This is a genomic window from Dechloromonas sp. ZY10 (genome assembly GCF_041378895.1).
Classification (GTDB): domain Bacteria; phylum Pseudomonadota; class Gammaproteobacteria; order Burkholderiales; family Rhodocyclaceae; genus Azonexus; species Azonexus aquae.
The window spans coordinates 2,165,010-2,181,936 of sequence record NZ_CP144212.1 but is presented as its reverse complement, the minus strand read 5'-3'; the positions used below and the strand labels follow the sequence as shown (position 1 = coordinate 2,181,936).

Annotated in this window: 12 protein-coding genes; 7 read left to right on the top strand and 5 right to left on the bottom strand. The window is 64.1% G+C overall.

Annotated elements, in window-relative coordinates; genetic code table 11:
• Positions 1-25: 25 nt before the first annotated feature.
• From VX159_RS09960 to VX159_RS09950, 3 genes are all read right to left on the bottom strand, one after another.
• Positions 26-604, bottom strand: coding sequence for a hypothetical protein (locus tag VX159_RS09960; RefSeq protein ID WP_371322735.1), 579 nt, complete (start codon positions 602-604; stop codon positions 26-28).
• Positions 601-2,289: a single-stranded-DNA-specific exonuclease RecJ gene (gene recJ / locus VX159_RS09955; RefSeq protein ID WP_371322734.1), complete on the bottom strand. Its 1,689-nt coding sequence runs from the start codon at positions 2,287-2,289 to the stop codon at positions 601-603. Before recJ ends, VX159_RS09960 begins: the two co-directional genes overlap by 4 nt.
• A gap of 93 nt (positions 2,290-2,382) precedes the next feature.
• Positions 2,383-3,459: a hypothetical protein gene (locus tag VX159_RS09950; RefSeq protein WP_371322733.1), complete on the bottom strand. Its 1,077-nt coding sequence runs from the start codon at positions 3,457-3,459 to the stop codon at positions 2,383-2,385.
• 155 nt (positions 3,460-3,614) lie between these two features.
• Between VX159_RS09950 and VX159_RS09945 the strand changes: the two genes are divergently transcribed.
• The 3 genes from VX159_RS09945 to VX159_RS09935 all read left to right on the top strand — a co-directional run bounded on the left by VX159_RS09945 (position 3,615) and on the right by VX159_RS09935 (position 7,655).
• Entirely contained in the window at positions 3,615-4,862 is a 1,248-nt protein-coding gene (locus tag VX159_RS09945) for a lipoprotein-releasing ABC transporter permease subunit (RefSeq protein WP_371322732.1), read from the top strand.
• Positions 4,855-5,562, top strand: a complete 708-nt coding sequence (gene lolD, locus VX159_RS09940; protein WP_371322731.1) for a lipoprotein-releasing ABC transporter ATP-binding protein LolD — start codon at positions 4,855-4,857, stop codon at positions 5,560-5,562. Before VX159_RS09945 ends, lolD begins: the two co-directional genes overlap by 8 nt.
• A 77-nt stretch (positions 5,563-5,639) precedes the next feature.
• Positions 5,640-7,655, top strand: a complete 2,016-nt coding sequence (locus VX159_RS09935; protein ID WP_371322730.1) for a methyl-accepting chemotaxis protein — start codon at positions 5,640-5,642, stop codon at positions 7,653-7,655.
• Positions 7,656-7,695: 40 nt separating this feature from the next.
• Here the strand turns inward: VX159_RS09935 and VX159_RS09930 are convergent, their stop codons facing one another.
• Both VX159_RS09930 and VX159_RS09925 read right to left on the bottom strand, forming a co-directional pair.
• A complete protein-coding gene (locus VX159_RS09930; RefSeq protein WP_371322729.1) occupies positions 7,696-8,229 on the bottom strand; it encodes a DUF2062 domain-containing protein in 534 nt (177 codons plus the stop codon).
• A 106-nt stretch (positions 8,230-8,335) separates the two neighbouring features.
• On the bottom strand, positions 8,336-8,809 hold the full coding sequence (locus tag VX159_RS09925) for a nucleoside deaminase (RefSeq protein ID WP_371322728.1): 474 nt from the start codon (positions 8,807-8,809) through the stop codon (positions 8,336-8,338).
• Between the two features lie 98 nt (positions 8,810-8,907).
• On the opposite strand from VX159_RS09925, the gene smc reads away from it, so the two are divergent.
• Genes smc through galU form a run of 4 tightly spaced genes read left to right on the top strand, consistent with a single transcriptional unit; the run spans position 8,908 to position 16,923 of the window.
• Entirely contained in the window at positions 8,908-12,423 is a 3,516-nt protein-coding gene (gene smc, locus VX159_RS09920; RefSeq protein WP_371322727.1) for a chromosome segregation protein SMC, read from the top strand.
• The gene (locus VX159_RS09915; protein WP_371322726.1) at positions 12,424-13,650 is read left to right on the top strand and encodes a cell division protein ZipA C-terminal FtsZ-binding domain-containing protein; all 1,227 of its coding nucleotides are present in this window, start codon (positions 12,424-12,426) and stop codon (positions 13,648-13,650) included. It begins immediately after the preceding gene.
• The gene (ligA, locus tag VX159_RS09910) at positions 13,650-16,064 is read left to right on the top strand and encodes an NAD-dependent DNA ligase LigA (protein WP_371322725.1); all 2,415 of its coding nucleotides are present in this window, start codon (positions 13,650-13,652) and stop codon (positions 16,062-16,064) included. Before VX159_RS09915 ends, ligA begins: the two co-directional genes overlap by 1 nt.
• Entirely contained in the window at positions 16,051-16,923 is an 873-nt protein-coding gene (gene galU / locus VX159_RS09905; protein ID WP_371322724.1) for a UTP--glucose-1-phosphate uridylyltransferase GalU, read from the top strand. Before ligA ends, galU begins: the two co-directional genes overlap by 14 nt.
• The last annotated feature ends 4 nt before the right edge of the window (positions 16,924-16,927 follow it).

The following is a 16,927-nucleotide window of genomic DNA, read 5'->3' as shown; positions in this document are numbered from 1 at the left end:
ACCGTGATAAACCGCAAAAAAGCCTTTAGCGGCGGCGCGTCCCGGCTTTCTTCAACGACAGCGTGACCAGGAAGGGAAAGTCCGGGTCGGCGCGCTGCTGCAGCCGGTAAGCCGGGCCGGCGGCGGTGCGCAGGTGCTCGCAGAGCGCGTCGAGATCGACCGCCTCGCAGCGCAGATCGGCGATGACTTCGCCTTCGTCTTCATACACTGGAAAATCCGAACAGCCGACCGGCTTGATGTCCTGGCCATAGACGCGGCAGATGCCGGCATTCTGGTCATAAGCCGGGCAGGGCTTGGTGTGCACGTAATAGCGCCCCTGAGCCTCGCGGATTTCGTTCGGCCCTTGGCCGGCGCGCAGGCGGCGGTCGAAGTCCGGGCGGGCTTCCTCAATCCGCCACAGGGTCTTGACCTGGCGCCAGTCGAGGTCGAGCACCAGCGCATCGAGCTTGCAGCACGGCCGGGTGCAGCGGGTACAGTGGGGAATCACGGCAGCGGTCTGATAGCTGGCAGCGAGGGCCGGGAGATCGGGGCGGACGGCGGCTGCCGTGGCCGGGCCGGCCTTGACCCGGGATACCGGCGGTTTGGGGCGGCGCGGAGCGTTCATTCAAGATACTCGATCATCAGTTGCGGGCTTTCGACACCCTGATATTCGTTGATTGCCAGCCGATAGGCGATCCGGGCTTGGGCACCGGGTTGCTGCAGGTAGTTGAACTGGATTGCGTCGATCCGGGTGTTGCCCTTGCGCAGTCGCAGCTTGAGGTGCTTGTCCTTGAGGATGCGCTGCTGCTCGACTTCGAACTGGTCGAGGAACAGCGGCGCCGGGAAGCCCTGGCCCCAGACCTGATTTTCGAGCAGGCGGGCGGTTTCCAGCGAAATGTAGCCGCCTTCGAGCGGGCCGTCGGTTTCCAGGGTACGGGTGAGGTCGGCGGGGGCCAGCAATTCGCCGGCGATCTCGGCAAAGAGCGACTGGAAACGCGGGAAATCCTCTTCGGCCAGGGTTGCGCCGGCCGCCATCGCATGGCCGCCAAAACGCAGCAGCAGACCGGGGGCGCGCTTGGCGACGAGATCGAGTGCGTCGCGCAGGTGCAGGCCGGGAATCGAACGGCCCGAGCCCTTGACGATGCCGCCCTCGCCACGGGCAAAGGCAAACACCGGGCGGTGCAGTTTTTCCTTGATCCGCGAGGCGAGGATGCCGACCACGCCTTCGTGCCAGTCCGGGTCGAACAGCGCGATGCCGGGAGCCGGATCGTCGGGGTCCAGGCGTTCAAGCAGGATCAGTGCCTGTTCCTGCATGCCCGATTCGATTTCGCGGCGTTCGCGGTTGAGTTGGTCAAGTTCCTGGGCAATATTCAGCGCTCGCGCCGGATCATCCGTAATCAGGCATTCGATGCCCAGGCGCATGTCGGCCAGGCGGCCGGCGGCGTTCAACCGGGGGCCGAGGAGAAAGCCGAGGTCAAAGGCGGTGGCGCGGCCGGCATCGCGGCCAGCGGCTTTGAACAGCGCGGCAATGCCCGGCTGCATCTGGCCGGCGCGCATGCGCTTGAGGCCCTGGCTGACCAGGATGCGGTTGTTGCGGTCGAGCTTGACCACGTCGGCCACGGTGCCGAGCGCAACCAGGTCGAGCAGGCTGGCGAAATTGGGTTCAGGGCGCTCGGCAAACCAGCCGCGTGTGCGCAGTTCGGCGCGCAGCGCGAGCATCACGTAGAACATCACGCCGACCCCGGCGATGCACTTGGAGGGAAAGTCGCAGCCGGGCTGGTTGGGGTTGACGATGCAGTCGGCAGTCGGCAATTCATCGCCGGGCAAGTGGTGGTCGGTGATCAGCACCGCCATGCCCAGTTCCTGGGCGCGGGCGACGCCGGCGAGGCTGGCGATGCCGTTATCGACGGTGACGATCATGTCCGGTGATTGCTCGGCGGCAAGGTCGACGATTTCCGGCGACAGTCCGTAGCCGAACTTGAAGCGGTCCGGGACCAGGAAATCGACTTCGGCGCCGAGCAGGCGCAGACCGCGCATGCCGACGGCGGTGGCCGTGGCGCCGTCGCAATCGTAATCGCCGACGATCAGTAGCCTGGCTTCGGCTTCGATCGCGTCGGCCAGCAGCACGGCAGCATCGGTGGCATGGGTCAGCGTGGCCGGTGGCAGCAGCGACTTGAGTTCGTAATCGAGCTCGCTGCGGTCGCTGACGCCACGTGCGGCATAGAGGCGGGCGAGCAGCGGCGGCACGCCTTGTTGTTCGAGTTGCCAGGCAGTGCGCGGCGGGCTGTTACGGGTGACAAGTCGGGTCACGGCGATCCTTGCGGGTGATGAAGCAAAACGAGGGGGGCAGCTGCTGCAACGGACGGGTAAAACAGAGGGGAAAGCAAGCGGGTGGCTGGAATCTCAGCGTGCCGCGATCTCCGGTCCGGCCAACTGGCGGGCCAGGGCGCCGAGATCGCGACTGCCGGACCAGAATTTCCAGCGTTCGCCGCCACTGAAATGCCAGCGCAGTTCGCCGAAAATGGTCGGGGCGAGCAGGTCGACCGTAGAGAAAGCCTTGCCCAGCTGGGTGCGGACGGTGGCAAACCACTGCCGATCGAGCTGGTGCCAGGCCTGGTTCCACTCTTCGCTGTTTTCGTAAAGCACCGGCGCCAGCAGCGTATCGAGCACCAGCAATTGGCGCTCACCCCGGCGGGCGTGCTCGATCAGTTGCTCCGGTTCGGGCAAGTCGGTTCCCACCGGGCAGCCGGCGGCTTGGGCCAGGCCGGCGGCCAGCGGCGAACTGTCGCTGGCGCACCAGACGCGGTCGAAACGGCCCTGCGGCGGCGTCTGCTGGCTGCCGTCGCCCCACAGCCAGAGGCTGTTGATGGCCGGCTGGCCCTGGCGCTGGCGGCGTTCATTGACCGGGTGAAGATGGAGGAACATCTGCACTTCGTTGAGCCAGCGGCTCAATGCGGCTTCCTCGGCGGGCAGTTCGCCGTCCACCCGGCGGCCGGCGACGGCCGATAGCGGCTGGCTGCGGTGGCTGACCGGCTGCTTCAGGCGCAAATACCAACGGCGAGCGGTGGCGGCGTGAAATTCCCCGACCTCGGCAAATTCGCGATTGAGGTCGTCGACCATGGCCTCGGCTTCGTCGATTTCGAGAGCGAAAGCGCCGGCGTCGGCAAGCACGATTCTTTCATGATGAAAGCGCAAATGGACCGGGTCGGCGCACAGCCAGCGTTGATCGGCCTGCGGCATGGGGGCGGCGCTTTCGCCGCGTCGGCGGAATCCCGCCAGGGCCGGGTCATCGAGGCCGAAGGCCGCCGCCAGCGCGGCTTCGAAAGAGCGGCGCGGGCCGTGATCGAGGGGGCTGCGGGCGAGCAGCCAGCCGGCAGCGGTAGCCCGTTCCAGCCCGGCGTAAGCCATCTGGTCGGCCGGCTCGGGCCAGAGCAGCTCGGGAACAATCAGGGTCAGGCGGGCGGGGGTGTTGGATGACACGGTACGTAACCAGGGAAAGTCGGATGCGGTGAGACAGGTGAGCGCGGCCGATGTGCTGACTGCTTTTTCGGCAACAGTTGAGAGCCGGCGGCAGCCAGCCCGGAGCGCTTCGGCCAATGAGTGTACCATAGCGTTTTTTTTGCTCCCGCCGCCGCATGGCTCTGCCTTACGAACTCTTGATCGGCCTGCGCTATACCCGCGCCAAGCGCCGTAATCATTTCATTTCCTTCATTTCGCTGATTTCGATGCTCGGGATCGGCCTCGGGGTTGCCGCGCTGATCGTCGTGCTGTCGGTAATGAACGGTTTTCAGAAGGAGTTGCGCACCCGCATCCTCGGGGTTGCATCGCATATCCAGATTACCGGCATGGACGGCGGTCTGCCCGACTGGCCGCAGGTTGCAGCCCAGGCGGCGAAACATCCCGAGGTACGTGCCAGCGCCCCCTTCGTCCAGTCACAGGCGATGTTCTCGGTCGAGGGCGGGGTGCGCGGTGCCCTGGTACGCGGGATCGAGCCGGACCTGGAGGATAAAGTGGCCGATTTTCGCAAGACGGTCAGGAACGGCAGCCTCGACGATTTGAAGGCCGGGGAGTTCGGCGTTGTCCTCGGTGCCGACCTGGCGCAGGCACTCAAGGTCTTCGTTGGCGACAAGGTGACGTTGATCGCGCCGCAGGGCACAGTGACGCCGGCCGGCGTGGTGCCCCGGCTGAAGTCCTTCAAGGTCGTTGGTATCTTCGAAGTCGGGATGCACGAATACGATTCCGGTCTGGCGCTGATCCATCTGGCCGATGCGCAGAAACTCTACCAGCTGGGCGAACAGGTCAGCGGGGTCAGGCTCAAGGTCGACGATCTGTTCGAGGCACCGCGGATTACCCGCGAACTGGCGCGGATGATCAATGCTGATGCCTATCTCAGCGACTGGACCCGGAGTCACGCCAATTTCTTCCGCGCCGTCGCGATCGAGAAAAAGATGATGTTCATCATCCTCTCGCTGATCGTTGCGGTTGCCGCTTTCAATCTGGTATCGACTCTGGTGATGGCGGTGACTGACAAACAGGCCGACATTGCCATCCTGCGCACGCTCGGTGCCAGTCCCGGCTCGATCATGGCGGTGTTTGTCGTGCAGGGGGCGCTGGTCGGCTTCATCGGCCTGGGGATGGGGGTCGCCGGCGGCGTTGCGCTGGCGCTGAATATCGACGTGGTCGTCCCTTTCATCGAACGGGTCTTGGGTATCCATTTCCTGTCGAAGGAGGTTTATTACATTTCCGAACTGCCGTCTGACCTGCAATGGGGCGACGTCTGGGGCGTGACCGTGATTGCGTTCGTGTTGTCGCTGCTGGCGACGCTTTACCCGAGCTGGCGTGCAGCCCGGGTCAATCCGGCGGAGGCGCTGCGCTATGAATGATCGATTGGAGCAAACGGCAGTGCTGGCCGTACCGGTGTTGCAGGCACGTGGCCTGAGCAAGGTGTTTCGCGGCGGCGGGCTCGAGGTGCCGGTATTGTCAGCAATCGATTTGACGGTCAATGCCGGTGAGATCGTCGCGATTGTCGGCGCTTCGGGCTCGGGCAAAAGCACCTTGCTGCACTTGCTTGGCGGTCTCGACGCGCCGAGCGCCGGCGAGGTCCATTTGCAGGGACAGGCATTTTCGGCTTTGAGCGAGGTTGACCGTGGGCAATGGCGCAACCGCCACTTGGGCTTTGTTTACCAGTTTCATCATCTGCTTGCCGAGTTTTCCGCGCTGGAAAACGTCGCAATGCCCCTGCTGATCCGCCGCTGTCAGCGCGAAGAGGCCTTGGCGCAGGCGGCTGAAACCTTGCGTGCGGTGGGGCTGGGGCATCGTCTGGAACATCGCCCGGGAGAGCTTTCCGGGGGCGAGCGGCAACGGGCGGCGATTGCCCGGGCGCTGGTGTGCCGTCCCTCCTGCCTGCTGGCCGATGAACCAACCGGCAACCTCGATAGTCAGACCGCAGACATCGTTTTCGGCATCTTTCTGGAGCGGGTCCGAGAGCAGGGCAGTAGCCTGGTGATGGTGACCCATGATCGGCGTTTGGCCGAGCGTGCCGACCGAGTAATGCACTTAACGGATGGGCAGTTTGATCTATAGCATGGTTATCACCTTGGTAGTATCTTGAAAATGCTAAAATCAACTAAATTGCCATTCAATGACGCTGTGAGGAAAAAATGAGAACCCTGTTCAGCCCTGCCATCGGCCTGATGAACCGGTTGCGCTACCCTGCCAAATTCATGGTGCTTGGCGCAGCGATCGGGGTGGTGATGCTGGCTCTGCTGTTTACCATCTTCGTTAACCTCAGCCGCGATATTGAAACCGCTCAGGCCGAACTCAACGGCTTGCAGATGCTCAAGCCGATGAACAAGATGGTCCAGTTCATGCAGCAGCATCGCGGCCTCTCCTCGGGCGTGCTGAACGGCAACGAGGCGATGAAGGAAAAGCGTGCGGCGAAGGAGAAGGAAGTCGCTGACGCCGTGCTGGCGACCGATGCCGCACTGTCCTCGGTGCTGCGCGAAATGCCGGCGTGGAAGGCGATTCGCGACGATTGGGAGGCGATCCGCGCCCAGGGGTTGAGCTGGACGCCGCCGGAAAACATCAAGCGCCACAGCCAGATGATCGACAAGGTATTGGTGTTCATGGTCACGCTGGCCGATGAAACTTCGCTGACGCTCGATCCGGCGATGGATACCTACTATTTCATGGATACCGTGGTCGGCAAAATGCCGGCAATGCTTGAGCCGCTGGGGATTACCCGGGCACGCGGCACCGGTGTGCTGACCAAGAAAGAGCTGGCGCCGCAGATGCGGATCGACATGACTGCGACCCTTGCCCAGATGCAGGCAACGCTACGCGCGCAGAACATGAATATCGAAAAGGTCGCACGTTTCGCGCCGGCCCTGCAGGGCACGCTGACGGCGCCGGCCAAGGAGTTTTCGGACGGAGCGGAAAAGATTTTCACACTGGTCCGCGAGGATATTCTGGGTGAGAAATTCGAAACCAACCCGCAAGAATACTTCGGTCTGACGACGAAGATCATCGATCTCGGCTACAAGGTGATGTTCGAGACCCTGATCCCGCAGTTCGAGCATCAGCTCAAGCTGCGCAAGCAGGCTGCCGAGCGTTCGCTTACCTTCAACGTCATGATGGCTTTTGTCGTGGTGCTGGTGGTCGGCTATTTCGGTGTCGGCACTTATTACTCGGTGATTGCGACGATCGAAGTCTTCTCCGGCGGCGCTCGCCGGATGGCGGCCGGCGACATGACCGTCGAGTTTTCCACCGATGGTCGTGACGAGCTGCACGCGGCCGGCGAGGATTTCAACCAGATGGCGCAAGCCTTGCGTTCGCTGCTGGCGCGGATCAAGAGCGATGCCGATCGCTTGCGCGAGACGGCCGAGCAGTTGGCCTCGTCGAGCGAGCAGATTTCGAGCAGTACCGGGGCGCAGAGCGACTCGGCATCGTCAATGGCGGCAGCCATCGAGGAAATGACGACCGGGATCGACAACATTGCCAGCAATGCCCAGCAGGCCCAAGGCGCCTCGACCGAGTCGGACGCCGTCGCCGGGCGCGGCGCTCGCCTGGTCGGCGCGGTGGTCAGCCGGATCGAAAGCATCGCGCATACCGTCAATGCCTCGGCCGCTGCGGTCGAATCCCTTGGTCAGCAGTCGGAACAGATTTCTGCCATCGTCGGCACGATCAAGGATATTGCCGATCAGACCAACCTGCTGGCGCTCAATGCCGCGATCGAGGCTGCGCGGGCGGGTGAATCCGGACGCGGCTTTGCGGTGGTGGCCGACGAGGTGCGCAAGCTGGCTGAGCGGACGACAAAGTCGACCCAGGAAATTGCCGAGATGATTGCCGCGATCCAGCAAGGCACGCAAACTGCCGTGGTCAGCATGAAGGCCGGGGTCGATGACGTTGCCGCCGGGGTCGAGCAAGCCAAGGAAGCCGGTGCGACCATCGCCCAGGTCCAGACTCAGTCGCAGCAGGTGGTGGCAGCGGTCTCCGAAATTTCGATTTCGCTGCGCGAGCAGGCAACTGCCAGCACCGATATTGCTCGCAATGTCGAGAGCATTGCCCAGATGGCAGAGGAAAACAATGCTGCGGCCGGTGCCAATGCCTCTACTGCCGACAGCCTGCGGCAGATGGCCGAGACCCTCAGCAGCGAGGTAGCACGCTTCCGTACCTGAGGGAGTTTGCGGTCGGGAGTTTGGCTACCAACGGCGCCTGTTACGGGCGCCGTTGGCGTTTACGCCACTGGCGGATCAGGTGGTAGCGCCAGGCGGCGCGAGTGAGCAGATAGCCGCTGCCGGCGAGCAGTGCCGCCAGCAAGAGCAGACCGAGGCCAAGCGGCTTGCCGACCCCGAGCATCCAGTGCAGCAGGTCGCGCGACCAGTCGAGCAGATGCAGCAGCCGGGGTTCCGGCGGGATGACAAAACCGTTGCCATCAAACAGCGCCAGCCGGCCGAGTTGGTAGGCGAGCAGGTATAGCGGGACGATGGTCAGCGGGTTGGTATATAGGGTGACGAACAGCGCCAGGGGCAGATTGACACGAAAGGCGACCGCGCACAGGGCGGCGCCAAGCATCTGGAAAGGGCCGGGAATCAGCCCGCAGGCCAGCCCGGTGGCAACCGCGCCGGCGGCGGAATGGCGGTTCAGGTGCCACAGCCGAGGATGCAGCAGCGAATTGCGGAATGGGCGCAGCCAGGGATTCTCGGCAATTGAGCCGGGGTCGGGCAGGCGGTTCTTCAGGAAGCGGCGCATCGGTCAGTTACAAAAAACGGGGCGGGGAGGCGAGGAGTGTTTTTGCCGGATTTTCACGGTCGACCGTGATTTTCGATAAAAAACCCAGCAATCGGCCTGCGTGAGTTCAATAATCCACCCGTCCGGGCGTTGCGGCCCAGTCGCGCAGTACCGCGTCGGCCCCGGGGAGGGGGCGGTGTTCGATGGGAATCTTGCGCTCCCGGTCGCTGCGGCACAGTTCGCCGTAAAGTTCGTCGTCGCAAAAACCTATCGCCGCCGCCGCGCTACGCGGATTGGCATAGACGATCCGTTCGATGCGGGCCCAGTAAGCGGCCGCCAGACACATTGGGCAAGGCTCGCTGGAGGCGTACAAGGTGGCTCCGGCCAGATGGAAGCGGTCGAGCGCAATGCAGGCGGCACGGATGGCTCCAACTTCGGCATGGGCGGTCGGGTCCTTGCTGGCGACGACGCGGTTCCAGCCTTCGCCGACAATGCGGCCGCCGATCACGACAACGGCCCCAAACGGGCCGCCCTGCTGGCTGCGGCTGCCGGCGGCGGCCAACTCAAGTGCGCGGGCGAGAAAGAAATCGTCATCGGGCATCGCGGGTCTCCCTGCGGCAGGTCTCCGGAAAACGCCGGAAAATCAGGTCAGTGCTATTATACGGCCCCCGCCGCCAAGCGGGCTTTTGTGAATCTCGCATGCGTCTGACCAAACTCAAACTCGCCGGTTTCAAATCCTTTGTCGATCCGACTGCCGTAGCCCTGCCCGGACAGCTGGTCGGCGTCGTCGGCCCCAATGGTTGCGGCAAGTCCAACATCATGGACGCCGTGCGCTGGGTGCTGGGCGAATCCAAGGCTTCCGAATTGCGTGGCGAGTCGATGCAGGACGTGATTTTCAACGGCTCGACCAACCGCAAGCCGGTATCGCGAGCCTCGGTCGAGCTGATTTTCGACAATTCGCTCGGGCGGGCGCTCGGCCAGTGGTCGCAGTACGCCGAACTGTCGGTCAAGCGGGTATTGACCCGCAACGGCCAGTCAGACTACTTCATCAACAACCTCAAGGTCCGGCGCAAGGACATCACCGATCTCTTCCTTGGTACCGGTCTTGGTCCGCGTGCCTACGCCATCATCGGTCAGGGCATGATCTCGCGCATCATTGAGGCCAAGCCCGACGACCTGCGCGTTTTTCTCGAAGAAGCGGCCGGCGTCACCCGTTACAAGGAGCGGCGCAAGGAAACCCACGGTCGACTCGAAGATACGCGCGAAAACCTGCTGCGCGTCGAGGACATCCGCGAGGAGCTTGGCCACCAGATCGGCCGGCTCGAAGCCCAGGCCGAAGTGGCCCGCCGCTATCACGCGCTCAACGAGCAGGCGGTGCAGAAGCAGCAGTTGCTGTGGCTGCTGCGCCGGCGCGAGGCCGAGGCGGAGCGGCAGCGGCTGGGGCTTGAAGTCGAGCGGGCCGGGACCGAACTGGAAGCGCAAAGCGCCGCGCTGCGCACCACCGAAACCGAGGCCGAAGCAACGCGGGAAGCGCATTTTGCTGCCGGCGACACCCTGCATCAGGCGCAGAGCGAGATGTACGCCGCCAATGCCGAGGTCGCCCGGCTCGAAGCCGAAATTCGTCATCGCCATGAATCGCGGCGGGCGCTGGAAATGCGCCTGGCGCAACTCGAAGGCGAACTGGCGCACTGGAGCGAGACCGCCGAAAAACTGGCGGAAGACCGCGAACGCTGGGAAGAGCAGCGCGAGATCACCAAGCTGAAGGTCGACGAGGCCGAGGAGCGGCTGCACGCCCAGATGAACCTGGCGCCGCAGGTGGAAGAGGATCACCAGCATGCGATCGAGGAATTGCAGCGGCTGAAGACTCGTACCGCCAACGGCGAGCAGAAGCTGGAAGTCGAACTGACGCACAAGGCGCATGCGCAGCGGGCCTTGCAGTCGCTGGCACAGCGGCGCGAACGCCTGCGCGAGGAAACCGGTGGCGGCGACATGGTCGATCCGCTTGATCTGGCCGAGAAGGAAGAAGAACTGGCTTTGCTGCGCGAGGAAATTGCCGGCGACCAGGAGCATTTGCAGCAGTTGCAGCAGGAATTGCCGCAGCTGGAGGCCCGCCGGCGCGAAGTGCAGGGCGAGTTGCAGCGACTCGAACGCGAACTCGCCGCCGGCCAGGCGCGGCGGACCGCGCTGGAGCAGATGCAGGCCAAGAGCCGCCAGGGCGGCAAGCTGCCCGAATGGCTGGCGCGGCACGGCCTGAGCGAGGCAATCCCGCTCTGGCAACAGATTCAGGTGGCGGCAGGCTGGGAAAACGCAGTCGAAGCGGTGCTGCGCGAGCGGCTCAATGCAATTGCCTGCAGCGATCCCGGCAAACTCGATGAATGGCTCCACGACCGCCCCGACGCCCGCCTCGCGGTGCTGCTGCCGGCGGCTGAAAATGGCGGAAATCCGGCGTCGACCGTGAAAGCGGGTTCTTTGGCCGAGCAGATCCGCTGCGAGCGGCCGGCGCTGGCGGCGATCCTCGCCGACTGGCTGGCGCCGGTGCGCGCCGTTGCCTCGCTCGATGCAGCGCTGGCTGAACGGGCGACGCTGGGCCCCGGCGAGGTCATCGTCACTGCTGGCGGCGACTTGCTGAGCCGTGCCTCGCTGACCTTCTTTGCGCCCGACAAGGGCGAGCATGGTCTGCTCGAACGCCAGCGCGAAATCGAGCAGTTGGCCGGCGGCATTGCTGCGGCAGAAGAGCAGGCCGATGCGGTGCGTGAGCAGATGGCCGTGCTCGACGAACAACTCGACGACAAGCGCGAGGAAATGAGCGAAGTCCGCCAGTACGTGCAGGACCGCCAGCAACGTGTGCATGCGGTGCAACTGGAAGTGGTCAAGCTGGCGCAGGCGATCGAGCGTCAGCGCGAGATGAAGGAACGCCTCGCCGAGCAGTTGGCCGAACTGGCCGAGGAGGAGGAGAGCGAGCGCGAACGCGAGATGTCGGCTGACGAGCGGATTGAGGAAATCCGCGACGGCCTGGCACGCATCCGCGTCCTGGTCGCCGGCGCCCAGTCAAGGCTGGATGAATGTGAGCGGGCGGTGCGCGCCGAACGCGAGCGCAATGCCGACTTCGACCGCGCGCTGCGCGAGGCGCAATTCTCGGCGCGTGAGGCGGAGAGCAAGCTGCAGGATATTTTTGCGCAGCAGGCGATGGCGCAGCGCGAGCTCAACCGGATCGAGGGCGACCGTCGGCAGTGCGCCGAGCAGGCCGCCGCCGCGCCGGCCGATGTGATGGAAGACCAGTTGCAGGCGGCGCTTGAAGCGCGGCAGGAGAAGGAACTGGCATTGGCTGCGGCGCGTGATGCGCTGGAAGTTGCGACCAATGCCTTGCGCCAACTCGAAGAGCAGCGGCTGAAAATCGAGCAGGGGCTGGAGCCCTTGCGCGCCCGGATCGGCGAACTCAAGCTCAAGGAACAGGCGGCGGCGCTCAATGCCGAGCAGTTGGCGTTGCAACTCTTGGAGGCCAGCGCCGACGAAGCGGCGCTTGCGCCCTTGCTTGGCGAAGCGCGGGCGAGCAGCCTGCAGGGCGAAATTACCCGGCTCAACAACGCGATTGCCGAACTCGGCGCGGTGAACCTCGCTGCTTTGCAGGAACTGGAAACTGCGACCGAGCGCAAGGGCTACCTCGACATGCAGGCGGCCGATCTGAACGAAGCGATGGAAACGCTGGAAAATGCGATCCGCCGCATCGACCGCGAGACCCGTGAATTGCTGCAAAGTACCTTTGACACGGTCAACGGCCATTTCGGCAAACTTTTCCCCGAATTGTTCGGGGGCGGGCGTGCCGAACTGGTGATGACCGGCGACGAAATCCTCGACGCCGGGGTGCAGGTGATCGCGCAGCCACCAGGCAAGAAGAATTCGACCATTCATCTGCTCTCGGGCGGGGAAAAGGCGCTAACCGCGATTGCGCTGGTGTTCTCGATGTTCCAGTTGAATCCGGCGCCGTTCTGCCTGCTCGACGAGGTCGATGCACCGCTCGACGACACCAATACCGAGCGTTTTTGCGGAATGGTCAAGAAAATGTCGGGGGCTACGCAGTTCCTGTTTATTTCTCATAATAAAATCGCGATGGAAATGGCCGAACAGTTGGTTGGCGTCACGATGCAGGAATCCGGTGTTTCGCGCGTTGTGGAAGTGGATATTGAAGAAGCTTTGAAGATGAGGGACGCGGCCTAAATGACCGAACTTCAGATGGGAATGATTGGCCTCGGCGTGATCGCCGTGGTCGGGGTAGTCGGCTACAACAAATGGCAGGAGTATCGGCACCGCAAGGTGGCCGAGGCGATGCTTGCGCCGCGTGAGGACGATGTGCTGCTGGCGGACGGCGTAGCCTCCGGGCTTGCGGCTACGGCAGAGCCGGCAGTGGCGGCCCGGCATGAGCCCGGGTTTGACGACGAACCACCGTTTGCAGCTGTCGAGCGCAGCGAACCCGTATTGAACCAGGACGCCGGCGACGAGCAGCAGCCTGAGCCGCCGCTTGCTCCGGTGCAGGAAGTGCCGCCGGCACCGGTGGTTGCCGCCCCGGTTGCAGCCGTGGTGGCTCCGGCGCTTGACGAGCATGCGCCGCCGCCCAGCCTCCCGGCCAGCATGCTCGATGCGCGGATCGAATATGTGGTGGCGATGGAATTGGTCGATAACGTGCCGGCCAAGCAGATTCTCGCCGCTCAGAAAGAGGCGCTCGCGCGCTTGAGCAAGCCGGTGCACTGGATCGGTTTCAATGAAGTCAGCCGTGAATGGGAACGCTTGCAGGCCGACGGCGAACAGCCGATCAGTCGGCTGCGGATCGGGCTGCAGCTGTGCAACCGCCTTGGGCCGGTTTCCGAGGCCGATCTGGCGGTATTTGCCGCCGCCATGCAGGCACTGGCCGAAGATCTGATGGTGGTTGCCGACCTGCCGGAAAAGAACGTGCTGGCGCAGGCCGCCGAAGTGGACCGCTTCTGTGCTGCGGTCGACCTCGAAATCGGGATCAACCTGATCTCGCGCGGCGTGCCTTTTTCGGGAACCAAGATTCGCGCTCTGGCCGAAGCTTCGGGCATGGCGCTCGGGTTGAACGGCCTGTTCACCCGTTACGACGAAGAGGGGCGGGCGCAGTTCAGCCTGCAGAATTACGAGACCGCACAGTTCTCGCTCGACAATATCCGCGGCATCAGCACTCATGGTCTGACTTTCCTGCTTGATGTTCCGCGCGTCGCGCACGGCGAACGAGTCTTCATGCAGATGACCGAACTGGCCAAACGTTTTGCCGATGCGCTGCAGGGCTCGCTGGTCGATGACAATCGCCAGCCGCTGGGGGAGCCGCAACTGGATCATATCCGTCGGGAGTTCATCGGCAAGCCACAGGCGGCGATGGCCAGTTTCGGCCTGCCGGCGGGGTCGCCGCAAGCCCTGCGGCTATTCTCCTGATGCCGCTGGTAGATGCTGCCGCAGCGCGCGCCGCCGCGCTGCGGGCCGCCGCCTTGCGAGGTGAACTGGCGGCGCATGATCGGGCCTACTACGTCCTTGATGCGCCTACCGTTCCGGATGCAGAGTACGACCGCTTGTTCCGCGAACTGCAGGCACTGGAGCGCGATTATCCTGAACTGGCGACACCGGATTCTCCCACCCAGCGTGTCGGCGGGCGACCGCTGCCCGAGTTCGCGCCGGTGGTACACGCACAGCCGATGCTGTCGATCCAGACCGAAACCGATACCGAGGCCAGCGGCGCGGCCAATTTCGATGCCCGTATCCGGCGTGAATTGGAGTTGCCTGACAGCGCGCTGCCGGTTGAGTACGCGGCCGAGCTCAAATTCGATGGGCTGGCAGTCAGCCTGCGCTACGAACATGGCATCCTGGTGCGCGGCGCGACCCGAGGCGACGGTAGTACCGGCGAGGATGTGACGCAAAATCTGCGCACCCTGCGGCAGATTCCTTTGCGTCTGCACGGTGCCGCCCCCGCCGTGCTGGAAGTGCGCGGCGAGGTGTACATGCGCCGCGACGATCTGGCCCGCTATAACGCCGCCGCTGCCGCTCGCGGCGAGAAGACCCTGGTTAATCCGCGCAATGCGGCTGCCGGCAGCATCCGCCAGCTGGACCCGGCAATTGCGGCAGCGCGTCCGCTGTGTTTCTTCGCCTATGGCGTTGGCGCGGTCGAAGGCTGGGAATGGCCGAAAACCCACGCCGCCGTCCTCGATGCGCTGGCGGCTTTCGGTCTGCCGGTCTGTGCCGAACGGGCGGTCGTGCGCGGTGCTGAGGAACTGGCGGACTTTCATCGCCGGGTTGCGGCTTTGCGCGAACAGTTGCCGTTCGATATCGACGGCGTGGTGTACAAGGTCAATTCCCTGGCCTTGCAGGCGCGCCTCGGCTTTCGCAGTCGTGAGCCGCGCTGGGCGGTGGCGCACAAATATCCGCCGCAGGAAGCGTTGACCGTGGTCGAGGCGATCGACATCCAGGTCGGCCGTACCGGCGCGCTGACCCCGGTCGCCCGTCTGCAGCCGGTTTTCGTCGGCGGCGTGACGGTGACCAATGCAACCCTGCACAACGCCGACGAAGTCGCGCGCAAGGGCGGCATCTGCGTCGGCGATACAGTCAGTGTGCGCCGGGCCGGCGATGTCATTCCCGAAGTCGTGGCGGTGGTTGCAGAGCGGCGGCCGGCGAACGCAGTGGCTTTCGTCATGCCCGATGCCTGTCCGGTGTGTGGCGCGCATGTGGTGCGTGAGCCAGGCGAAGCGGTGACTCGTTGCTCCGGCGGCTTTTCCTGCCGGGCGCAGCGAATCCAGGCGATTCTGCACTTTGCCAGTCGGCGGATGATGGACATCGACGGCCTGGGCGAGCGCTACGTCGAGCGGCTGGTCGAGTTCGACTACGTGCACGGCGTGGCCGACCTGTATCGCCTGACCCTCGCTGATTTGCTGGAAATGAAACGGCGCGCTGACGAGCGCGACGGCGTCGTGCCGGAAACGGTCAAGGCCGGACAGGTCGCCACTCGCTGGGCGGAAAACCTGCTGGCGGCGATTGCCGCCAGCCGGCGGCCGCGTCTTGCCCGCTTGCTTTTTGCGCTGGGGATTCGTCACGTTGGTGAAAGTACCGCCAAAACCCTGGCTGACTGGCTGGGCAGCGTTGAGCGGGTGCGCCGGGCGCCGGCTCCCTTGCTGGCCGTGCTGCCGGACATCGGGGCGACGGTCGCGAGCGCGATTGCCGATTTTTTTGCCGAGGAACGGAATGCGCGGGCGCTTGACGACCTGCTTTGTCCGGAAGTCGGTGTGGTGCCTGCCGATGAACATCCGCCGCATCCGGCGCTGGCCGAGCGGCTGGCCTGGGAGCAGTTGTACGTCGCACTCGACATCCCGCGCTTGACCCCCTTGCGTGCCAGGCAACTGGCGGCGCTGGTCGATGGCACAACCCTGGCGGCAAGCGGTGTCGATACTGCCCGCCTGTCGGCGGCGGCACTGCCCGGCGAGGTGATCGATGCGCTGGTTGCCTGGCTGGCACAGCCCGGCAAGCGCGGCCTGCTGGCGGCTTTGGCCCGGCAGCGGGACGATTTGCTGGCTGCCGTACCGCTGGCCTCGCCGACGGCTGCGGACGCTGCACCGCTGGCCGGCAAGACATGTGTCCTGACCGGTACCTTGCCGACGCTGACCCGCGACCAGGCCAAGGTGCTGATCGAAGCTGCGGGCGGCAAGGTCTCCGGTTCGGTCTCGAAGAAAACCGATTATGTGGTTGCCGGCGAAGAGGCCGGCTCCAAACTCGACAAGGCCCGGGAACTTGGCGTTGCCGTGCTCGACGAAGCGGCCTTGTTGCAGTTGTTGAATTCTCAGGGAGTTGCAGATGAAAAAAGTTAGAAAAGCCGTTTTTCCGGTCGCCGGGATGGGGACCCGTTTCCTGCCAGCGACCAAGGCCAGCCCCAAGGAAATGCTGCCGATCGTCGATAAGCCCTTGATCCAGTACGCGGTTGAGGAAGCGGTCGCGGCGGGCATCACTGACATGATTTTCGTGACCGGCCGTTCCAAGCGGGCGATCGAGGATCATTTCGACAAGGCCTACGAGTTGGAAAGCGAACTGGAAGCCCGTGGCAAGAACGAGATGCTGGAATTCGTGCGCAACATGATTCCGAAGAACATCAACTGCATCTACATTCGCCAGCCGGAAGCGCTCGGTCTCGGCCATGCCGTGCTTTGCGCCAAGCCGGTGATTGGCGACGAGCCGTTTGCGGTGATTCTGGCTGACGACCTGCTCGACGGCGAAACGGCCGTCATGAAGCAGATGACCGACACCTACGACTATTACCGTTGCTCGGTGCTGGGCGTGCAAGACGTGCCGCGCGCCGATACCAAGAGCTACGGGATTGTTGACGCCAAGCCGGTCGCTGAGCGTCTGGAGCAGATCAACGCCATCGTCGAGAAGCCGAAGCCCGAGGAAGCGCCGTCTACGCTGGCGGTGGTCGGTCGCTACATCCTGACGCCGCGCATCTTCCATCATCTGGAAACGATCAAACCGGGTTCCGGCGGGGAGATTCAGTTGACCGATGGGATTGCCGCACTGCTCGCCGAAGAGCAGGTACTGGCCTATCGCTACGACGGCACCCGCTACGATTGCGGTTCCAAGCTCGGCTACCTGCAGGCAACGGTGGTTTTCGGCCAGCGTCACGCCGAGGTTGGTCCGGCGTTTTCTGCTTACCTGGCAACGCAGGGGAAAGCGTGAGCGG